This is a genomic window from Streptomyces sp. NPDC002276, assembly GCF_053891435.1.
Map to the genome: position 1 here is coordinate 209,572 of NZ_JBSFCQ010000013.1, position 18,154 is coordinate 227,725.

At 71.2% G+C, this 18,154-nt stretch carries 16 protein-coding genes; 8 read left to right on the forward strand and 8 right to left on the reverse strand.

What is annotated here, in order from left to right; translation table 11 throughout:
• Positions 1 to 189 precede the first annotated feature (189 nt).
• Genes ACWIHT_RS30375 through ACWIHT_RS30385 form a run of 3 tightly spaced genes read left to right on the forward strand, consistent with a single transcriptional unit; the run spans position 190 to position 3,171 of the window.
• The gene (locus ACWIHT_RS30375; protein WP_456171471.1) at positions 190 to 1,215 is read left to right on the forward strand and encodes a FecCD family ABC transporter permease; all 1,026 of its coding nucleotides are present in this window, start codon (positions 190 to 192) and stop codon (positions 1,213 to 1,215) included.
• Positions 1,212 to 2,285: a FecCD family ABC transporter permease gene (locus ACWIHT_RS30380; RefSeq protein WP_456171472.1), complete on the forward strand. Its 1,074-nt coding sequence runs from the start codon at positions 1,212 to 1,214 to the stop codon at positions 2,283 to 2,285. The genes ACWIHT_RS30375 and ACWIHT_RS30380 overlap by 4 nt, the downstream gene beginning before the upstream one ends.
• Before the next feature lie 4 nt (positions 2,286 to 2,289).
• On the forward strand, positions 2,290 to 3,171 hold the full coding sequence (locus tag ACWIHT_RS30385; protein ID WP_456171473.1) for an ABC transporter ATP-binding protein: 882 nt from the start codon (positions 2,290 to 2,292) through the stop codon (positions 3,169 to 3,171).
• Positions 3,172 to 3,271: 100 nt separating this feature from the next.
• Here ACWIHT_RS30385 and ACWIHT_RS30390 read toward each other — a convergent pair whose 3' ends face one another.
• Positions 3,272 to 4,225, reverse strand: a complete 954-nt coding sequence (locus tag ACWIHT_RS30390) for a methionyl-tRNA formyltransferase (RefSeq protein ID WP_456171474.1) — start codon at positions 4,223 to 4,225, stop codon at positions 3,272 to 3,274.
• Positions 4,226 to 4,308: 83 nt separating this feature from the next.
• Here ACWIHT_RS30390 and ACWIHT_RS30395 point away from each other — a divergent pair, with 83 nt between their 5' ends.
• Complete coding sequence (locus ACWIHT_RS30395; protein WP_456171475.1) at positions 4,309 to 5,631, forward strand: lysine N(6)-hydroxylase/L-ornithine N(5)-oxygenase family protein; 1,323 nt, start codon at positions 4,309 to 4,311, stop codon at positions 5,629 to 5,631.
• Between the two features lie 85 nt (positions 5,632 to 5,716).
• Here ACWIHT_RS30395 and ACWIHT_RS30400 read toward each other — a convergent pair whose 3' ends face one another.
• From ACWIHT_RS30400 to ACWIHT_RS30410, 3 genes are read right to left on the reverse strand one after another with little or no spacing between them, the layout of a single operon-like run.
• Complete coding sequence (locus ACWIHT_RS30400) at positions 5,717 to 6,352, reverse strand: isochorismatase family protein (RefSeq protein WP_456171476.1); 636 nt, start codon at positions 6,350 to 6,352, stop codon at positions 5,717 to 5,719.
• On the reverse strand, positions 6,349 to 7,848 hold the full coding sequence (locus ACWIHT_RS30405; RefSeq protein WP_456171477.1) for an amidohydrolase: 1,500 nt from the start codon (positions 7,846 to 7,848) through the stop codon (positions 6,349 to 6,351). Before ACWIHT_RS30405 ends, ACWIHT_RS30400 begins: the two co-directional genes overlap by 4 nt.
• A gap of 42 nt (positions 7,849 to 7,890) precedes the next feature.
• On the reverse strand, positions 7,891 to 9,651 hold the full coding sequence (locus ACWIHT_RS30410) for an RICIN domain-containing protein (RefSeq protein WP_456171478.1): 1,761 nt from the start codon (positions 9,649 to 9,651) through the stop codon (positions 7,891 to 7,893).
• Positions 9,652 to 10,070: 419 nt separating this feature from the next.
• Between ACWIHT_RS30410 and galU the strand changes: the two genes are divergently transcribed.
• Positions 10,071 to 11,024 carry a UTP--glucose-1-phosphate uridylyltransferase GalU gene (gene galU / locus ACWIHT_RS30415; RefSeq protein ID WP_456171479.1) on the forward strand — a complete coding sequence of 318 codons (954 nt, stop codon included), beginning with the start codon at positions 10,071 to 10,073 and terminating at the stop codon, positions 11,022 to 11,024.
• Positions 11,025 to 11,100: 76 nt separating this feature from the next.
• Here galU and ACWIHT_RS30420 read toward each other — a convergent pair whose 3' ends face one another.
• A complete protein-coding gene (locus ACWIHT_RS30420; RefSeq protein WP_262061862.1) occupies positions 11,101 to 11,538 on the reverse strand; it encodes a DUF4442 domain-containing protein in 438 nt (145 codons plus the stop codon).
• Positions 11,539 to 11,690: 152 nt separating this feature from the next.
• Between ACWIHT_RS30420 and ACWIHT_RS30425 the strand changes: the two genes are divergently transcribed.
• Positions 11,691 to 12,716, forward strand: coding sequence for a hypothetical protein (locus ACWIHT_RS30425; protein WP_456171480.1), 1,026 nt, complete (start codon positions 11,691 to 11,693; stop codon positions 12,714 to 12,716).
• Between the two features lie 74 nt (positions 12,717 to 12,790).
• Complete coding sequence (locus ACWIHT_RS30430; protein ID WP_456171481.1) at positions 12,791 to 14,098, forward strand: MFS transporter; 1,308 nt, start codon at positions 12,791 to 12,793, stop codon at positions 14,096 to 14,098.
• Here the strand turns inward: ACWIHT_RS30430 and ACWIHT_RS30435 are convergent.
• The 3 genes from ACWIHT_RS30435 to ACWIHT_RS30445 form a co-directional block, all read right to left on the reverse strand.
• Positions 14,060 to 14,905, reverse strand: a complete 846-nt coding sequence (locus tag ACWIHT_RS30435) for a spermidine synthase (RefSeq protein WP_456171482.1) — start codon at positions 14,903 to 14,905, stop codon at positions 14,060 to 14,062. The genes ACWIHT_RS30430 and ACWIHT_RS30435 overlap by 39 nt on opposite strands.
• A gap of 137 nt (positions 14,906 to 15,042) precedes the next feature.
• Complete coding sequence (gene tuf, locus ACWIHT_RS30440; protein ID WP_456171483.1) at positions 15,043 to 16,224, reverse strand: elongation factor Tu; 1,182 nt, start codon at positions 16,222 to 16,224, stop codon at positions 15,043 to 15,045.
• 309 nt (positions 16,225 to 16,533) lie between these two features.
• Positions 16,534 to 17,256 carry a DNA alkylation repair protein gene (locus ACWIHT_RS30445; RefSeq protein WP_456171484.1) on the reverse strand — a complete coding sequence of 241 codons (723 nt, stop codon included), beginning with the start codon at positions 17,254 to 17,256 and terminating at the stop codon, positions 16,534 to 16,536.
• 50 nt (positions 17,257 to 17,306) lie between these two features.
• Here ACWIHT_RS30445 and ACWIHT_RS30450 point away from each other — a divergent pair, with 50 nt between their 5' ends.
• Entirely contained in the window at positions 17,307 to 18,152 is an 846-nt protein-coding gene (locus tag ACWIHT_RS30450; protein WP_456171485.1) for a TVP38/TMEM64 family protein, read from the forward strand.
• Positions 18,153 to 18,154: the final 2 nt, after the last annotated feature.

Consider the following 18,154-nt stretch of genomic DNA (forward strand, 5'->3'; position numbering starts at 1 on the left):
CGGAGCCGCGACCGCTCGCATAGTAAGGTAAGCATTGCCTTACTTGATAGACCTTCCCGGGAACCACCGGCGCATGTCACAGCAGCTGAGGTTATGCTCACCTAAGCTGCTGGCCGGGCTGTCCGAGGGTCCGCCAACAGGGCTCCACAGCAGGGAAGATGACCCGGAACACGACATGGAGACCGGCACGTGGCTTCAGGCAGAAGGCTTCGCACCACGGTGCTGGTGACACTCGTCGTCGCTCTCCTCGTCCTGCTGTGTCTGCTGTCCGTCGCGCTGGGCGCGCTCAGCGTGCCGCTCGACCAGGTCGTGCGATCGGTGCTGGGCCATCCGCCCAGCCGGCTGATCGACAACATCATCTGGTCGGTACGCGTGCCGCGCACCCTGCTGGGCCTGACGACGGGTGCCGCGCTCGGCCTGTCCGGCGCGCTGATGCAGGCCCTGACCCGCAATCCGCTCGCTGACCCGGGGATCCTCGGAGTGAGCGCGGGCGCGTCCTTCGCGATCGTCCTGGCGGTCGGCGTACTCGGGGCCACCTCGCTCTACGGCTATGTGTGGTTCGCGTTCGGCGGAGCACTGGTCGCGAGTGTCGTGGTCTTCTTCCTCGGGCGGCTCGGCAGGTCCGGGGCAACTCCCGTCAAACTGGCGCTCGCAGGGGTCGCCGTCACCTCGCTGTTGCAGTCGTTCACCAGCGCCATCGTGCTGACCGACCAGGACGCGCTGGACCGCTACCGCTTCTGGTCGGCCGGCACCCTGGCCGACCAGGACTCCGGCGACCTGGTGCGCATCCTGCCCTTCCTCGCCGTGGGCGCCGTACTGGCCCTGTCCTGCGCGCCCGCCCTCAACAGCATGGCGCTGGGCGACGACGTGGCCGCCTCCCTGGGACGGCGGCTGGGTCTGGTTCGGCTCCAAGGGGTCACCGCCGTCGTGCTGTTGACCGGCGCGTCCGTCGCCGTCATCGGTCCTGTCGTCTTTCTGGGCCTGGTCGTCCCGCACATCGCCCGGGTCCTCGCCCAGTGGGTCGGCATCGGTCCCGACTACCGGTGGCTGCTGCCGCTGTCCGCCGCGCTCGCGCCCGTGCTGCTGCTGTCCGCCGACATCCTGGGCCGGATGGTGGACCGCCCGACCGAGATCCAGGCCGGCGTTCTCGTCGCCTTCCTCGGCGGCCCGTTCTTCATCGTCCTGGTCCGCCGCCGGAAGCTCGCGGAGGTATGAGCGTGTCCGCACCACCGTCACCTGCCTTCCTGGGCAACCGACCGTTCCGGCTCACCTTCCCCCCGGTGTCCGGCGTACTGCGTCCACGCCTGCTCCTTACGGGAGTTGGCGTGACGGTCGGCGCCTTCCTGCTGTTCTGCTGGGGTCTGACCATCGGCGACTATCCCGTGGCGTTCACCGACGTCATCAGGGCGCTGTGGGGTTCGGGCGACGCGGGCACGGTCATCGTCGTACAGGATCTGCGGCTGCCGCGTGCGCTGGTCGGGCTGCTGGTCGGGATCGCGTTCGGGGTCTCCGGGGCCGTGTTCCAGACGATGACCCGCAATCCGCTGGCCAGCCCCGACATGATCGGACTCACCGAGGGCGCCGGAACCGCCGTCGTGGCGGCGGTCGTTCTGGGCTGGACCGGTGGACTCGGGCTGTCCACGCTGGGGTTGCTCGGCGCGCTGGTGACCGCGCTGCTCGTCTACGCGCTGGCGTGGAAGGGCGGGGCCACCGGGTACCGCATCATCCTCGTCGGCATCGGGGTGTCCTGGATCTGCTCCAGTGCCACCAACTTCCTTGTGGCGCGCGGCAATCGGTTCGAGGCGGAAGCGGCCCTCGGCTGGCTGGTCGGCAATCTCAACGGCCGGACCTGGGGCCAGGTGGACTCCCTGGCCATCGCCCTGGCCGTACTGCTGCCGGTCACGCTGGGCATGGGGCGCTGGATGCGCACGCTGATGCTCGGCGACGACGTGGCCGCCGGGCTCGGCACCCCCGTCCAAGTCGTGCGGCTGGCACTGCTGTTGGCCGGGGTGGGCCTGGTCGCGTTCGGTACGGCGGCGGCCGGTCCGGTGGCGTTCGTCGCGCTGGCCTGTCCGCAGATCGCCCAGCGGCTGGCGGGCACCGCCTCGCCGCCCCCGCTCGTCTCCGGTCTCACCGGCGCGTTCGTCGTCCTCGGCTCGGATCTCCTCGCCCGCGAGGCGATCCCCGGGACGGAACTGCCGGTCGGTATCGTCACCGGCGCCCTGGGCGCGCCGGTCCTGCTGTGGCTGCTCATCCGCGTCAACCGCGCGGGCTCTGGAGGCTGATCGCATGTCGACCACCGACCCGCGCACCCCGCGGACGTCCGAATCGCCCGCCCCAGGGCCGGAGTTGCGGGCACGTGATCTTCATCTCGCCTACGACGGACGGGCGGTGGTCGAGAACCTCGACCTGACCGTGCCGACCGGCCGGATCACGGCCATCGTCGGCGCCAACGCCTGTGGAAAATCGACCCTGTTGCGGGCGCTCGCCCGACTGCTGGCCCCGCGCCAGGGCGTAGTGGAGCTGGACGGCGTCGCGCTGCGTTCCGTGCCGACCCGTGAACTCGCCCGGAAACTCGGCATCTTGCCGCAGACGCCGGTGGCGCCGGAGGGGCTGACCGTCCTCGACCTGGTGGGCCGGGGCCGGTCCCCGCACCAGACCTGGTGGCGGCAGTGGTCGGCCGCGGACGAGGAGGCCGTGCACGCGGCCCTTGAGGCGACCAATCTCACCGAGCTGGCCGAGCGTCCGGTCGACGAGCTCTCCGGCGGCCAGCGGCAACGCGCCTGGATAGCCATGGCGGTTGCCCAGGGCACCCCCGTGCTGCTGCTCGACGAGCCGACGACGTATCTCGACCTCGCCCACCAGATCGACGTACTCGACCTGATCACGGACCTCAACCGGCGCGAGGGCCGCACGGTCGTGATGGTCCTGCACGACCTCAACCAGGCCTGCCGGTACGCCGATCACGTCATCGCCATGAAGGCCGGCCGTATCGTCGCCGAGGGCGCGCCCGCCGATGTCGTCACCGAGGCGACCGTCGAGGACGTGTTCGACCTGCGCTGCCGGATCACCCCCGACCCGGTCAGCGGCACCCCGCTGGTGATCCCGCTGGGGCGGCACCACCACGACGGAGACACCTCCCGGATCGAGGACACGGTCACGACCCGGTGAGGGTCCGGCACGGGACCTGGTCCGAAAAAGTGTGACGCTTCTCGCGAGAAGCGTCACACTTTTTTGCCACACCTACCCCGCCCGGCGCGGGAAGCCGCCCTCAGGGGCGTGACGTCAAGTACCCGCCCATGGTGCGGAAGTAGTCGCCGGCCGCGTACTCGGTGCCGTCGTCGGTGCGCACGCGGCGGACCAACAGCCCGCGGCCGTGCCCGGTGTGGGCCTCGGGGCCCGCCACGACGACCACACCGTCGCCCTCACGGATGAAGATCCGGCCCGGGGTGCCGCCGTAGCGTCCCTCCGAGACGGCCGCCGAGACGATCCTGAGCCGCTGACCGCGGTGGAAGGCGTAGGCGTTCGGGTACGGGTCCGACTGGGCGCGTACGAGGCGCTCCAGGCGTTCCGCGGGCCAGCTCCAGTCGATCCGGCTGTCCTCCGCCGACCGCTTGTGGAAGAAGCTGGCGCGGCCGCGGTCCTGCGGCACCCACTGGCCGGCGTCGCGGCCCGAGGCGATCAGGTCGAGCGACTCGCGCACGATGGGCGAGATGAGGTCGACGGTCCGGTGGAACAGGTCGGTCGCGGTGTCGGTGGGTCCGACCGGCACCGAGCGCTGGATCAGGATGTCCCCGGCGTCGAGTTCGCCGTTCATGCGGTGCGCGGTGACACCGACGCGCGGCTCGTCGTTCAGGAGCGCCCAGATGATCGGGGAGAAGCCCGCGTACGACGGCAGCAGCGAGTCGTGGACGTTGAGGGTGCCGTGCGGCGGGAGGTCGAACAGCTCCGGCGGCAGCCAGGTCCGCCAGTTGTTGGCGACGATGATGTCCGGCCGTGCATCCCGTACGGCGTCGAGGAGTTCGGCGTCGTCGGGGCGGTTGCGCAGCAGGACGGGGACGTCGTGCTTCTCGGCGAGTTCGGCGACGCTGTCGTCCCAGATCTTCTCGTAGGCATGCTCACTTTTCGGGTGGGTGACGACGAGAACGACCTCGTGGTCGGAGTCCAGCAGCGCCTGAAGCGTGCGGTGACCCCAGGTCTGATAGCCGAGCATGACGACCCGCATGACGGTCCTTCCCTTCAACGACTCATTGCAAGGTAAGCCTTACCTTATCTAGCATTGGGCTGCCTGAGGGAGGCGATGCCACGGTGAAGTCACCGCTACTGGATTCCGAAGTGGTCCACGACATACTCGGAATCGGATTCGGTCCGTCAAATCTCGCTCTGTCCATAGCGGTTGAGGAGCACAACAAGAGCCTTCCGGCAGACAGCCGTCTCAACGCCCTGTTCCTGGAGCGCCAGCCGCGGTTCGGCTGGCACCGGGGCATGCTCATCGACGACGCCACGATGCAGGTGTCGTTCCTCAAAGACCTGGTCACACTGCGGAATCCGACCAGCGACTACAGCTTCCTCTGCTTCCTGCGCGAGCAGGGCAGACTGATCGACTTCCTGAACCAGAAGACCCTCTTCCCGCTGCGCGTGGAGTTCCACGAGTACTTCGAGTGGGCGGCCGAGCGGGTCTCCCACCTCGTCTCCTACGGCAGCGAGGTCGTCGCCGTCGACCCGGTGCGCGGCGACGACGGCGAGGTGGCCTTCTTCGACGTCACCACCCGGGACCCCTCGGGGAACGGCGCGACCGTGACCCGCCGGGCCCGCAACATCAGCGTGGCCATGGGTCTTGAGCCGCATGTGCCGCCGGGTCTCGAACTGGGCGAACGGCTCTGGCACAACAGCGAGTTGATCCCCCGCGCGACCGAACTGGCCGAAGCGGGGCAGCCGGTGCGGCGGGCCGTGGTGCTCGGCGCGGGCCAGAGCGCCGCCGAGGCGGTGGACTATCTGCACCGCACCTTCCCGGACGCCGAGGTGTGTTCGGTGTTCGCCAAGTACGGCTACACCCCGGCCGACGACAGCCCGTTCGCGAACCGCATCTTCGACCCGGAGGCGGTGGACGTCTACTTCTCGGCGCCCTCCGAGGTCAAGCAGTCGCTGCTCGACTACCACCGGTCCACCAACTACTCCGTGGTCGACATGGAGTTGATCGAGGCCCTGTACGCCACCGCGTACCGGGAGAAGGTGGCGGGACGGGAGCGGCTGCGCTTCCTGAACGTCTCGCGGGTCCGCGCCGTGGACGCCGGAGCGGACGGCGGTCTCGATGTCGCCGTGGAGTTCCTGCCCACCGGCGAGAAGCAGGTGCTGGCCGCCGATGTGCTGGTGCTCGCGACCGGTTACCGGCCCCGCGACCTGAGTTCACTGCTCGGCGAGGCGGCCAAGCTCTGCCTCAGGGACGACGGGGACGAGATCCGCGTGGGCCGGGACCACCGGGTCGAGACCGTCCCGGAGGTCACCGCGGGCCTCTACCTCCAGGGCGGCACCGAGCACACCCACGGGCTGACCAGCACCCTGCTGTCGACGGTCGCGGTCCGGGCGGAGGAGATCCACCGCTCGGTGCAGGCGACGAAAGTAGCCGTCTGACGGCCCCACGACTCCCCGGGCCCGGAGGGTACGGTCCCTTCCGGGCCCGGGGTCTTTGCCCACGATCAGCGAACCCTGCGCAGAATCAACGGTGTTGAGACACCTGCTCGCCGAACACGTCCACAACGCCCCGCACGGTCCGCACCGCTCCACAGGTCGCCGCGATCCAGTCGACGGCCATGCGGTGGTCGTCGGGCGCCCGGTCGGCCACCGCGTCCGCGACGACGAACGGCTCCATGTCCTGCATCCACGCGTCGGCCACGGTCAGCAGTACCTGAGTGCGCGCGAACACCCCGACGATCACCGGCTGGTCCCGCCCCGACTCCGCGAGCCTGCGCCGCAGTCCGGTGCCGGCGAAGGCGCTGAACCGCTTGGCCACCAGCACGCTGTCGCCGACCTGCGGCCTGATCGCGTCCACGATGTCCCGGGAGTCCTCGCCACCGGGCAGCCGAGGGTGCCCGAAACTGGTCTCGCGCCCGGCCGGTTCACGCTCGGCGGTCTTGAGGGTGTACAGCACGGGGATGCCCGCGGCCCGCGCCGACTCCGCCAACAGACCGACTCCGGTGAGGAGTTGACCGACCGGCGCGGAGGACTCACGCAGCACGTGCAGGAAGTGGTTCTGGACGTTCAGGACGACCAGGGCGGCGCGGCGCGCGTCGACGGACCAGCCGGTGCGGTCCGCGGGCAACGCGGCGGGGCCCGGCATGTCGTACGGGATCATGAGTAAGGGCCGTGGGTCCAGCGGCCGTTCGTCATCGTGGCGTGCACGGGCATCGCGCGCAGGGTGTCCGGACCGGCGTCCAGCGGGTCCGTGTCCACGACCACCAGGTCGGCCGGGTCCCCGACCCTGATGAGCCGGCGACCACGGGCCGCGGCGACCAACGCGTCCGGGACGGACAGGCGTTGCTCCGGGTGCCAGGCGGGGCGTTCGTCGTCGGTACGGCTGACCGCCGAGGCGATGGCGAGCCAGGGGTCGAGCGGCGAGACGGGGGCGTCCGAGCCGAACTCCAGCCGCGCGCCGGCGGCGAGCAAGTCACCGTAGGCGAAGGCGCGTTCGGTGCGTCCGACCCAGTGCCGGTCCGCCACGTCGCGGTCGTCCGTCGCGTGCCGGGGCTGGACGCCCGCGATCACCCCCAACTGGGCGAATCTCGGGAGGTCTTCGGGGCTCAGCAGCTGCGCGTGCTCGATCCGGCCGCGGCAGCGCACCGCCTCGAAGGCGTCCAGGGCAACGGTGTTGGCGCGGTCGCCGATGGCGTGCACGGCAGGTTCGATGCCGTGGGCGGCGGCGCGCCGCATGAGCCGTACGAGTTCGTCGGGGGCGGTCTGCTCGATGCCGTGGGCGCCGTCCGTGCCCTCCAGGCCCGGGTAGGGGTCGCGGCACAGGGCGGTGCGGGTGTTGAGCGAGCCGTCCGTGAAGAGTTTCAGCGGGCCCACCCCGACCAGGCCGCCGATCTCGTCGCCCGTCCGCAGCCCGCGCTTGATCGCGGCGTCCAGATGACTCGGATACACCGCCGCCAACACCCGTACGGCGGGCCGGAATTGGGCCGACCGGCGTTCCCAGTCCGCGACCGTGTCGCCGAACTGGAAGTCGATGACTCCGGTGACCCCGCGTGCGGCGGCGGCCCGGCAGGCCTCCTCGATCCAGCCGTCGAGCACCTCGGCCGGTGTCGCGGGGAGGGCCGCGAGGACTTCGTGGGCCTCGTGTTCCCTGATCAGTCCGGTGGGGTGGTCGGCGCGGCCGACGAGGGCGAGGCAGGCCGAGTTGAACCACGCGGCATGGAGATCGGCGCTGACCAGGGCGACCGGCCGGTCCGGCAGCACCGCGTCGAGCAGCGCCTTGTGCGGGGCGTCGGGCCACAGGCCGTCGCGGAACCCGTAGCCGTAGAGCACCGTGCCGTCGGCCGCCCCGGCACGTTTCCGGACGAGGTCGGCCACCTCCCGCGCGGAGGCGGTTCCGGCCAGGTCCAGCCGGTGCCGGGCGCTCGCCCATTCCGCGAGGTGGACATGGGCGTCCCACAGGCCGGGCAGCAGCACCCGCCCGTCGAGATCGAGGACCGGTCCACCGCCGGCCCCGGTGTCCGCGTCCGCGCCCGCTTCCGGGACGACGTGGGTGATCCTGCCGTCCGCCACCCGCAGCCGGGCAAGCGGTCCACCGGCGCCGAGCCGGACTCGGGCGAGCGTCCGTGCGGGCGCCAGGGCGCTTGCGGTGTCTGCCATACGAGACCCCCCAGGTAAAGTTAGGCTTACCTTACCTCCAAATCAGTGCCGGGCCGGGACGAGCCCGGCGAGGACACCGGTGACAGTGTTCACGACGTCCCCGACGACCGTCACCACCGGCCGCAAGGCATCGACGACCGGTGCGGGCGTGGGTGTGGGCGTGGAAGTGGGGTCCGGCGCGGGCTCCTGGCAGCAGGCGACCTGCACGGCGCGGGGTGCGTTCTGCGGCTGGTCCTGCTGAGGCAGACCCGTGGGAAGCGATTGCGGCACGTCACCACCCTCAGGTGCCGCCGGAGCACCGCCGCGCGGTGCGTCGCCCGGCCCCTCCGGCTTCCCTCCGTCCGCCGGTTCGCCGCCTTCGGCCGCCGCGTCGGCGGCGGATCCGAGCGCCCAGCGCTGCCCGGCGGACCCGTCCCGTCCCGCCAGCACGATCCGCGCCCCCTTCTTCCCGTTCTCCGGCGCAACGGCCAGCCCCTGGCTCCAGCGGAGCAGCAACTCGCCACGGACCGTCAGGTCGTAGTGCACCTCACCGGCGTGCACCAGGCACCCGGCCAGCGTGACCGTGCCCCGGTCGGTGTCGGCGGCGAGGCAGAGTCCGGGATCGTCGAGGCTGCGCAGCAGACCGTCCTGGTCGTACGACCACTGCTGCGACCCGGCGTCGGAGCACCCGGCCAGGGTGACGGCGGCGCCGTCGCGCACCCGCCCGCCGGCCACGTCGAGGCACAGCCCGGACGCGAGGGCGCGCAGCACACCCTGTTGGACGACTCCCGCGCCGACGGCACCGGCGGCCGACTCGGCACCGGCCGACGAGGGCACCGCGACCGGGCTCTGGTGGGACGAACTGCCGCTGGGCGCACCCCAGGTGACCTGCGGATCAGGGGTGTCGCCCTGGGACCAGCCCTTGGAGACCAGCACGGTCGCGAGCAGCGCGAGGGAGGTCAGCCCCACGCCCACGACCGCTGCCTTGGGGTGCCTGCGCGGAAAGGCGAGGACGCCGTCCGGGGTGGGGCGGTGGCGGCCCATCGGGCGGCGGGCGGCACGGGCGGCGGAGCCGGGCGTCGCACGGCCGGGCCGTGAGTCGAGATAGCGGCGGGCGCCCCAGCCGAGGACGGTCTCGGCGAGCAGTACTTCGAGGCCGCCGTCGAAATGACTCAACTGCTCCGCCGCGAAACGGCAGTAGCGGCATGTCATGAGATGCCGTTGCACATCGGGCAACAGACTGCCGCCGCGGCGGATCGGGACGTCGAGGAGACGGTTGTAGTAGCGGCATTCCGGAGTCGGCGCGAGTTCGTGGTGGGCGCGGACACAGCCCGCCCTGAATTGTTCACGTGCCTGGTCCAGCGCGGCGGTCGCGGTGGCCTCGTCCACGCCCAGCAGACCGGCCGGTACGGTTATGGGTTCGGCTTCGACCTCGGTGTGCCACAGCAGGCATTGGGAGGCGCCCGCCAGCTTGCCGAAAGCGCGTTCTGCGAGCTTCCGCCTTTCGGAGGTGCCGGGCCTCGCCGCGCGTAGACCGCGGGCGCCAGTGGGTTTGCGAAGTTCCGGCAGCAGCGCGGGAATTCGCTCATCGGCGGCCCACTTCTTCACCATCTCCCTTACCGTCACAAGGAGTTGGGGCCGCAGAGCGCCACCGGTCACCCGGCTCGCGAGTACCTGGTGGAAGGCGGCGCTCGCCACCATGGACGCCGAACTCTCGGCGGTGGCGAGGCAGATGGCCGCATATTCACTTGTCGCCTGCCAGTGGCGCGCGAGCAGCAGGGCGACGGCACGAGTGCCCGCGGTTTTGTCGCCGAGTTGTGCCATGAGATTGCGGTCCGACTCCCCCGGACTTGATCCGGGGCGAGGCGGGAACGGCGGACGTGGGGGGTTGGGGGATTGCACGGGACCATTTCCTTCCAAGCCGCAGGACGGCACACGAATGCCCGACCATCGGAAAGCAGGTGCTTGCTTGGTGCATACCTATGAACTGTCAGAAACGACCCTGACCATTGCCTTCTCACGACTGGCCTCATGAGGTGGCTCACACTCGCACAAGCGCCTGACAGGAAACAAGGAGTTAGGGTGACCGATGTTCAAAACGCTGTGAATTCAGATTGGTTACCGCCGGTATCCACAGGCGTCTACACGAAATCTCCAACTCTCCCGCGAACTAAGCGAGGCGCACAGGGAACTCCGAAGTTTCTCTCGGGATGCTCTCATCGCCGTGGGCCACCATGAGCCGCATGATCGCCCCCCACCCCTCAGCCACCCCCGCACCCGCTCCCGCCCCCACGGTCCGCAAGGCGGTCGTACCGGCCGCCGGACTCGGCACGCGGTTCCTGCCCGCGACGAAGGCGACGCCGAAGGAGATGCTCCCCGTCGTCGACAAGCCCGCGATCCAGTACGTCGTCGAGGAGGCCGCGGCGGCCGGACTCGACGACATCCTGATGGTCACCGGCCGGCACAAGCGCGCCATCGAGGACCACTTCGACCACGCCTTCGAGCTGGAACAGGCCCTGGCCGCCAAGGGCGACACCGTGCGCCTGGACGCCGTACGCGATCCCGCGCGCCTCGCCGACATCCACCACATCCGCCAGGGCGACCCGCTCGGCCTCGGCCACGCGGTGCTCTGCGCCCGCCACCACGTCGGCGACCAGCCGTTCGCCGTCCTGCTCGGCGACGACCTGATCGACCCGCGCGAGACCCTGCTCAGCCAGATGCTGGAGGTCCGCGAACGGTACGCGGGCAGCGTGGTCGCCCTGATGGAAGTCCCGGAGGAACAGGTCCACTTGTACGGCTGCGCGGCCGTCGAGCCGACCAGTGAGGACGGTGTCGTACGGGTCACCGGCCTGGTCGAGAAGCCGTCCCGCGCGGACGCGCCGAGCCGTTACGCCGTCATCGGCCGCTACGTCCTCGATCCCGCGATCTTCCCCACCCTGGAACGCACCCCGCCCGGACGCGGCGGCGAGATCCAACTGACCGACGCCCTCCAGGAGTTGGCCGCCGGCGGCACGGTCCACGGAGTCGTCTTCAAGGGCCTGCGCTACGACACCGGCGACAAGGCCGACTATCTGCGCACGGTGGTCCGGCTGGCCTGCGACCGCCCGGACCTGGGGCCCGAATTCGTCGCCTGGCTCAAGGAGTTCGTGGCGGGGATGGAGGGCGGCGCCAGCGCCGACGAGCGGCTCGCCGCCTGAACTCCGCACGCCCGAGGGCCCGGTCACGCCGTGGCGACGACCGGGCCCTCCTGTCGGCGATACGGCGATACGGCGGTCAGCCGTTCGGCCGGAGCGTCCAGGTGACCGTCATCTCCCCCGTCACGGCGCCGTCCTCACGCTGGATGGCGACGGTGACCGGGAACTCGGGGCGCTCGCCCGCGTCGAGTTCGGCCACGACGTCGGCGACGGAGCGGCCGAGGGTCGCGGTGGCCCGGACCGGGCCGAGGGCGATCTTCTTGAACGCGATCTCGGCGTTGACCGGGAGCGGCACGGCCCGCGAGAGCTGGTCGCCGAAGGCGGCGAGGACGATCGCGCCGCTGGCGGACTCACCGAGGGTGAACATGGCACCGGCGTGCGGCCCGCCGACATGGTTGCGGTACTCGCTCTGGTCCGGCAGGGCCAGCACGGCCCGCTCGGGACTGGTCTCCAGGTACTCCAGGTTCAGCGTGCGAACCATCGGCACCGTGGCGGCGAGCAACTCGCCGATGGACATCTGATCTGCGCTCATGGACGACATGTTACCCATGAGTAGCGAAGTCGGACCAGACCTGTGCGCCGGCAAACACCGTCGGGTCCCCAGTTGGTACGACCCTGACAAGGGCCGGTGACCCAACCGTGTCCCGTGCCGCACTAGGGTTACTGCCCATGTGGCCAGGACAGCAGCCGCCCGGGGGCGAGCAGAACCCGCAACAGAACCCGTACCAGCAGCCGGGGTACCAGCAGCCGAATCCGTATCAGCAGCCCGGCTACCAGCAGCCCAACCCCTATGGGCAGCAACCGCAGTGGGCCGCTCCGGGCCCCGCGGGCGGACCACAGCTGCCGCAGGGCGGGGGCGGCGGGAACCGGACGAAGCTGGTCGCGATCATCGCCGCGACGGCCGTCGTCGTGGCCGCCGGGGTGACCGGATTCCTGGTCCTCGGCGGGAACAAGGACGACAAGGCGGACGGCGGCAAGGGCACGTCGAGCCACTCGCCCTCGGCCTCCGCGGACCCGAGTGCGGGGTCCTCGGAATCCTCCGGTTCCGACGACAACCCGCGCGGCACCGAGACCGAGCAGCCGACCATCGCGGGCTGGAAGGTCGTCGTCAACCAGAAGTACGGCACCGCCTTCGACGTCCCCGCCGACTGGGAGGTGGGCACGCCGGGCACCTTCACCTTCTTCGAGGACGAACAGAAGGGCGACGGCTCCCCGTACATCGGCTTCTCCGCGCCCGCCTACCTGAAGCAGAACTGGTGCGAGTCCGACGACAACAAGGACGGCACCAAGGAGACCTCGTCGCTGGCGTCCAGCGGCACCAAGGGCGAGGACGGCGCGAAGGACACCGCGAGCACCGCGCGCGGTGACGCCGCCTCGTTCGCCTTCGGCGGGTACACGGACCAGAAGGACTCCTCCAAGAAGTACCTGAAGATCGGCGCGGCGAAGTCGTACACGACGAAGTCCGGTGTCGCCGGCAGCGTCGCCACCTCGTACACGACCGGCGTGCCGAAGAGCGGCAAGTGCTCCTCGGACGGCAAGGCGACCACATTCGCCTTCAAGAACTCGGCGGGCGACTTCGTCTCCTGGACCCTCTACGGCGCCAAGGGCGTCAGCGAGGAGATCCCCGACGCGACGATCCAGAAGATCCTCAGCACCGTACGGCTGCACGGGGACCCGACGGGCAGCACCAGCTGACGCCGTGACGGGTTGGCCGGATTCTGGCAGCAAATGGTTTGGCAGGGCGTGGCCCGGGCGGCGATAGTCGGCCGGTGAACGACACCGCCGCCCTCCGTCACCCGCACCGTCCCGACTGGGCGGGCCGCAACTACACCCTGCTGACCGTCGCCGCGGTGGCGACCGGGCTCGGTGGGAGCGGCGCGCTGATCGCCGCCGCGTTCGCGGTGCTGGACGCGGGCGGCGACAGCGGTGACGTGGGGCTGGTGGCCGCCTCGCGCACGCTGCCGCTGGTGGTGTTCCTGCTGATCAGCGGCGCGCTCGCGGACCGGGTGCCCCGGCACCGGGTGATGGTCTCGGCCAACGCCCTCAGCTGTGTGTCACAGGCGGCCTTCGCGGTACTGGTCCTCACCGGCGAGCCCCGGCTGTGGCAGATGATGCTGCTGACCGCGCTCGGCGGCACCGGGCAGGCGTTCTTCGGTCCGGCGGCCGAGGGCATGCTGATGTCCACGGTGAGCGGGGAACAGGCGGGCCGGGCGTTCGCGGTGTTCCGGATGGCGATGCAGGGCGCGTCCCTGGGCGGCGCGGCCCTCGGCGGCGCGCTGGTCGCGGTGGTCGGCCCCGGCTGGGTGCTCGCCCTCGACGCGGCGATGTTCGCGGTCGCCGGGGCGCTGCGCTCCTTCCTCGACGTGAGCCACATCCCGGCGCGCGCGCCGGGTGGCGGGATGCTGGCCGATCTCCGGGACGGCTGGCGGGAGTTCATCGGCCGGCCCTGGCTGTGGTCCATCGTCCTGGCGTTCTCCATCGCCAACGCGGTCGTCGGCGCGGCCGACGGCGTCTACGGTCCGCTCGTCGCCCGGGACAGCCTCGGCGGCGCGGGTCCCTGGGGCCTGGCCCTGGCCGCGTTCGGCGCGGGCACGGTCGCGGGCGCCCTGCTGATGACCCGCTGGAAACCCCGCAGGCTGCTCCTCGCGGGCATGCTCTGCATCTTCCCGCTGGCCCTGCCGTCCGCCGCGCTCGCGGTACCGGTGCCGGTCGGCGTCCTGTGCGTGGTGATGTTCGTCGCCGGAGCCACCGTCGAGGTCTTCGGGGTGTCGTGGATGACGGCACTGCACCAGGAGATCCCCGAGGAGAAACTCTCCCGGATCGCGGCGTACGACTGGCTGGGCTCGATCGCGCTGATGCCGGTCGCCGCCGCGGCGGCGGGCCCCGCGGAGTCGGCCTTCGGCCGGACGGCGGCCCTGTGGGGGTGCACGGCCCTGGTCGTCCTGGTCACGGCGGGCGCGCTGTGCGTGCCGGAGGTACGCGATCTACGGCTGCGCACCGCATCGCCCGCCCACGACGAACCGGAGGCCGTAGACGGCTCAGCCGATCCCGAACGCTCCGTCGGGGGGCTCGGGTGACGGTACGGCGTCCTCGTCCCGGACGGGTCGCGCGGCGCCGATGAACTCCCGTACCGCGAGCCCGTGTTCGAGCCGCGCGGGGAAGGCGTCCGAGGCCACGAGCCGGGTCAGGGCCACCGTGTCGACCGGCCGGTGGGCGGCGACGAGCACCGCGTTGCCGAACCGGCGTCCGCGCAGCACACCCGGTTCCGCGATCAGCGCCAGCTCCCCGAACACCGCGCCGAACGTGGCGAGTTGGGCACGCAGGAACGCGAAGGGGGCGGAGTCCGCGAGGTTGGCGAGGTAGTACCCGTCGGCCCGCAGCACGCGCTCGGCCTCGCGGGCGTACGCCACGGAGGTCAGATGCGCCGGAACCCGCGTCCCACCGAAGACATCCGCGACGACCACGTCCGCCGAACCGTCCGGCGCCGCCTCCAGCCAGGCCCGGGCGTCGGCGCCGTGCACGGTGACACCGGCACCGTCCGGCACCGGCAGATACTCGGCGACCAGCTCCAACAGCCCCCGGTCCGCCTCCACGACGTCCTGCCGCGAACCGGGCCGGGTCGCCGCGAGATACCGGGGCAACGTGAGCGCCCCGCCGCCCAGATGCACCACGTCCAGCGGGCGCCCCGGCTCCGCGACGGTGTCCAGCACATGCCCGAGCCGCCGCGCGTACTCGAACTCCAGGTGCGTCGGCGCGTCCAGGTCCACATACGACTGCGGCGCCCCGTCGACGGTCAGCAGCCAGGCCCGCGCCCGGTCCACGTCGGGCATCAGCTTGGCGGTCCCGTGATCAACGTCCCGGGTCACGGGTATGGGCTCGTTCACGGGTCCATTGTGCCGGGGTGGTGGGAAGGGGTGCGGTCGTACGGGCCCGTCAGACCCCCGCCGCCTCGCCCGGCCCGTGGGAGCGGCCCCGGACACGCGAAGGTGCCCGCCCCCGCAGGAACGGGCACCTCGCTCGTTCAGCCGACCTCCGTCACCGTGCCCGCGCCGACCGTCCGCCCGCCCTCGCGGATCGCGAAGCCGAGCCCCGGCTCCAACGGGACCTCACGGCCCAGCTCGACCGCCATCGTGACGGTGTCCCCCGGCCGCGCGACCGCCGTCTCGCCGAGGTCGATGTCGCCGACGACGTCCGCGGTACGGATGTAGAACTGCGGCCGGTAGCCGGTCGACACCGCGGTCGTACGGCCGCCCTCGCGGGCCGACAGGACGTACACCCGCGCCGAGAAGCGACGGCTGGGCACGACGCTGCCGGGCGCCGCGACGATGTGCCCGCGCCGGACCGCGTCGCGCGGCACCCCGCGCAGCAGCAGCGCCACGTTGTCCCCGGCCTGCGCCTCCGCCATGGGCTTGCCGAAGGTCTCCAGGCCGGTGACCACCGTGTCGACGGCGGCCCCGAGCACTTCGATCCGGTCGCCCACCCGGACCGTGCCGCGCTCGATCGCGCCCGTGACCACCGTTCCGCGCCCGGTGATGGTGAGCACGTTCTCGACCGGCAACAGGAACGGCGCGTCCAGGTACCGCTCGGGCATGGGCACATACGTGTCCACGGCGTCGAGCAGCGCGTCGATCGACGCCGTCCAACGGGGGTCCCCCTCAAGGGCCTTGAGGCCGGACACCCGTACGACGGGTACGGAGTCGCCGCCGTAGCCGTTCGCGGTGAGCAGCTCGCGGACCTCCAGCTCCACGAGGTCGGTGAGCACGGTGTCCTCGCCGTCGTCGACGGCGTCGGCCTTGTTGAGCGCGACCACGATGTGGTCGACGCCCACCTGCCGGGCGAGCAGCACGTGTTCGGCGGTCTGCGGCATGATCCCGTCGAGCGCGGAGACGACGAGGATCGCCCCGTCGAGCTGCGCGGCCCCGGTGACCATGTTCTTGACGTAGTCGGCGTGACCGGGCATGTCCACGTGCGCGTAGTGCCGGGTGTCGGTCTCGTACTCGACGTGCGCGATGTTGATGGTGATGCCGCGCGCGGCCTCCTCCGGCGCCCGGTCGATACGGTCGAACGGGACGTAGGTGGACGCGCCGCGCTCGGCGAGGACCTTGGTGATGGCGGCGGTCAGGGTGGTCTTGCCGTGGTCGACATGGCCCATCGTGCCGATGTTGAGATGCGGTTTCGTGCGGACGTATGCCGTCTTGGACATGGCGGTACCTCGAAGCCTGGTGAGTGAAGTGCGGGGACCCCGAGGACTCGCCGACCCTCCCCCTGCGGGGTCCGCCGGACGATCCGGAGAGGGTCAGCTTCGGGCGCCGTCGACTGCGGCGAGGAGAACAGGCACAGGAACAGGCACGGGGGGAACGGCAGCCTTCTGAGCATCCGCGACCGCGGATGCTGCGAGGTGGAAGGCGTACCGGAACATGACGCCGATCATTGCCGACGCTTTGCCCCACGTCGAACGATTTATCAGCGGCCGGGACTTGAGGGGTCGTTGTTCTTCAGGAGCCGAAGTTCTTCAGGAACCGATGTTCTTCAGGGCCTCGCGCACCGACAGCGGAGCGAACCGGCCCTTCTCCCTCGCCAGGAATCCGCGCACCGCCTCCGGGTCCGCCTTCGCGTACTCGCGCAGGCACCAGCCGATGGCCTTGCGGATGAAGAAGTCGGGGTGCCCGGACTGGCGCAGGCAGTACGCGAAGAGGCGTTCGGTGTCGGTGCGCTCCTTGTAGCGCAGCTGGTGGAGCAGGGCCGTACGGGCGACCCACAGGTCGTCGTCGACGATCCACGCGTCCATGTCGGCCGTCAGCTTCGGATCGGCGGCGACCAGGCCTCCCACTACGTGGGAGGCGAGTGCGTCGACGGTGTCCCACCAGGGGACCGTGGAGACGAGATGCCGGGCGACCGGCAGGAAGCCGGACGTGCAGTGCCTCACATGCCGGCGCAGGTAGTCCACCGCGAAGTACTGGTACTCGCGCTCCGGCAGTTCCCAGCAGCGCAGGGCGATCGCGGTGCAGTCGGTCTCGTCGGGGCGGGGCGTGCCCTCCAGGACCGTGCGGGACAAAGCCCTGCGTACGGGCGTGGTCAGACCGAGGAAGGGCGCGATGTCCTTCATGTAGGCCCGCATCGGAACGGCCCGTTCCGCGTCGGCCGCGGCGGCGTACGTGGCGGTGAGCCGCTCCAGCACGGTGTCGGCGAGAACACTGCCCGGCATCTTCGGCGTGCCCGCACCTGTGACGCTCATGAGACGAACCATACGGCGATCACACACACAGGTCGGTTAGGGTCGCCGACATGCTCGCCGATGCCGCCACCGACTCTGGGGGCACCCGCTCTGGGGGCACCGCCACGGCCACTCCCCAGGCCACTGCCCAGTTCACCGGCACGGAACTCGCCGCAGTCGTGACCGTCCCCACGGCCACGTCCGTCGTCTCCGTCGCGCCCGTGCTGCCCGTCGCCCCGACCGGCTTCGCCGCGCGCTGCACGAGAGCCCTGCTCTCACCCTGGTCCCGGCTGTCGCTGCTGCTCGTCCTGCTCGCCGGGGCGGCTTCGACCGTGCTGCTCTTCCACCCGCAGCGACTTCTCTCCGACGGCTGGCCGCCCCAACTCACCGGCGCCATGGCGGCGTTGGTGTTCGCCGCGGCCTACGGCCTGTGCAGCGTGGCGTTCGTACCGCGCCCGCTGCTCAACCTCGCGGCGGGCGCGCTGTTCGGCTCCCAGATGGGCACCGTCTCGGCGCTGGCGGGCACGGTGCTCGGGGCCGGGATCTCCTTCGGTCTCGGCCGCATCCTGGGCCAGGACGCGCTGCGCCCGCTGCTGCGCGGCCGGTGGCTCAAGGCGGCGGACGGGCAGCTCAGCAAGCACGGCTTCCGTTCGATGATGGCGGCCCGGCTCTTCCCGGGACTGCCGTTCTGGGGCGTGAACTACTGCGCCGCCGTCTCCCGCATGCGCTGGATGCCGTTCCTGCTCGCGACGGCTCTCGGGTCGCTCCCGAACACCGCCGCGTACGTCGTCGCCGGTGCCCGTGCGTCCAGCCCCACGTCTCCGGCCTTCCTGATCGCCATGGCGTGCATCGCCCTGCCGGCCCTCGGCGGCGCGGTGGTGGCCTGGCGCAAGCGCCACCACCTGCGCCCCCAGTAACA

Excerpts from the sequence above, each read along its gene's own strand:
- ACWIHT_RS30380 (WP_456171472.1), top strand. The coding sequence starts at position 1,212 with ATGAGCGTGTCCGCACCACCGTCACCTGCCTTCCTGGGCAACCGACCG.
- ACWIHT_RS30385 (WP_456171473.1), top strand. The coding sequence starts at position 2,290 with ATGTCGACCACCGACCCGCGCACCCCGCGGACGTCCGAATCGCCCGCC.
- ACWIHT_RS30390 (WP_456171474.1), bottom strand. The coding sequence starts at position 4,225 with ATGCGGGTCGTCATGCTCGGCTATCAGACCTGGGGTCACCGCACGCTT.
- ACWIHT_RS30400 (WP_456171476.1), bottom strand. The coding sequence starts at position 6,352 with ATGATCCCGTACGACATGCCGGGCCCCGCCGCGTTGCCCGCGGACCGC.
- ACWIHT_RS30405 (WP_456171477.1), bottom strand. The coding sequence starts at position 7,848 with ATGGCAGACACCGCAAGCGCCCTGGCGCCCGCACGGACGCTCGCCCGA.
- ACWIHT_RS30410 (WP_456171478.1), bottom strand. The coding sequence starts at position 9,651 with ATGGCACAACTCGGCGACAAAACCGCGGGCACTCGTGCCGTCGCCCTG.
- galU (WP_456171479.1), top strand. The coding sequence starts at position 10,071 with ATGATCGCCCCCCACCCCTCAGCCACCCCCGCACCCGCTCCCGCCCCC.
- ACWIHT_RS30420 (WP_262061862.1), bottom strand. The coding sequence starts at position 11,538 with ATGTCCATCGGCGAGTTGCTCGCCGCCACGGTGCCGATGGTTCGCACG.
- ACWIHT_RS30425 (WP_456171480.1), top strand. The coding sequence starts at position 11,691 with ATGTGGCCAGGACAGCAGCCGCCCGGGGGCGAGCAGAACCCGCAACAG.
- tuf (WP_456171483.1), bottom strand. The coding sequence starts at position 16,224 with ATGTCCAAGACGGCATACGTCCGCACGAAACCGCATCTCAACATCGGC.
- ACWIHT_RS30445 (WP_456171484.1), bottom strand. The coding sequence starts at position 17,256 with ATGAGCGTCACAGGTGCGGGCACGCCGAAGATGCCGGGCAGTGTTCTC.
- ACWIHT_RS30450 (WP_456171485.1), top strand. The coding sequence starts at position 17,307 with ATGCTCGCCGATGCCGCCACCGACTCTGGGGGCACCCGCTCTGGGGGC.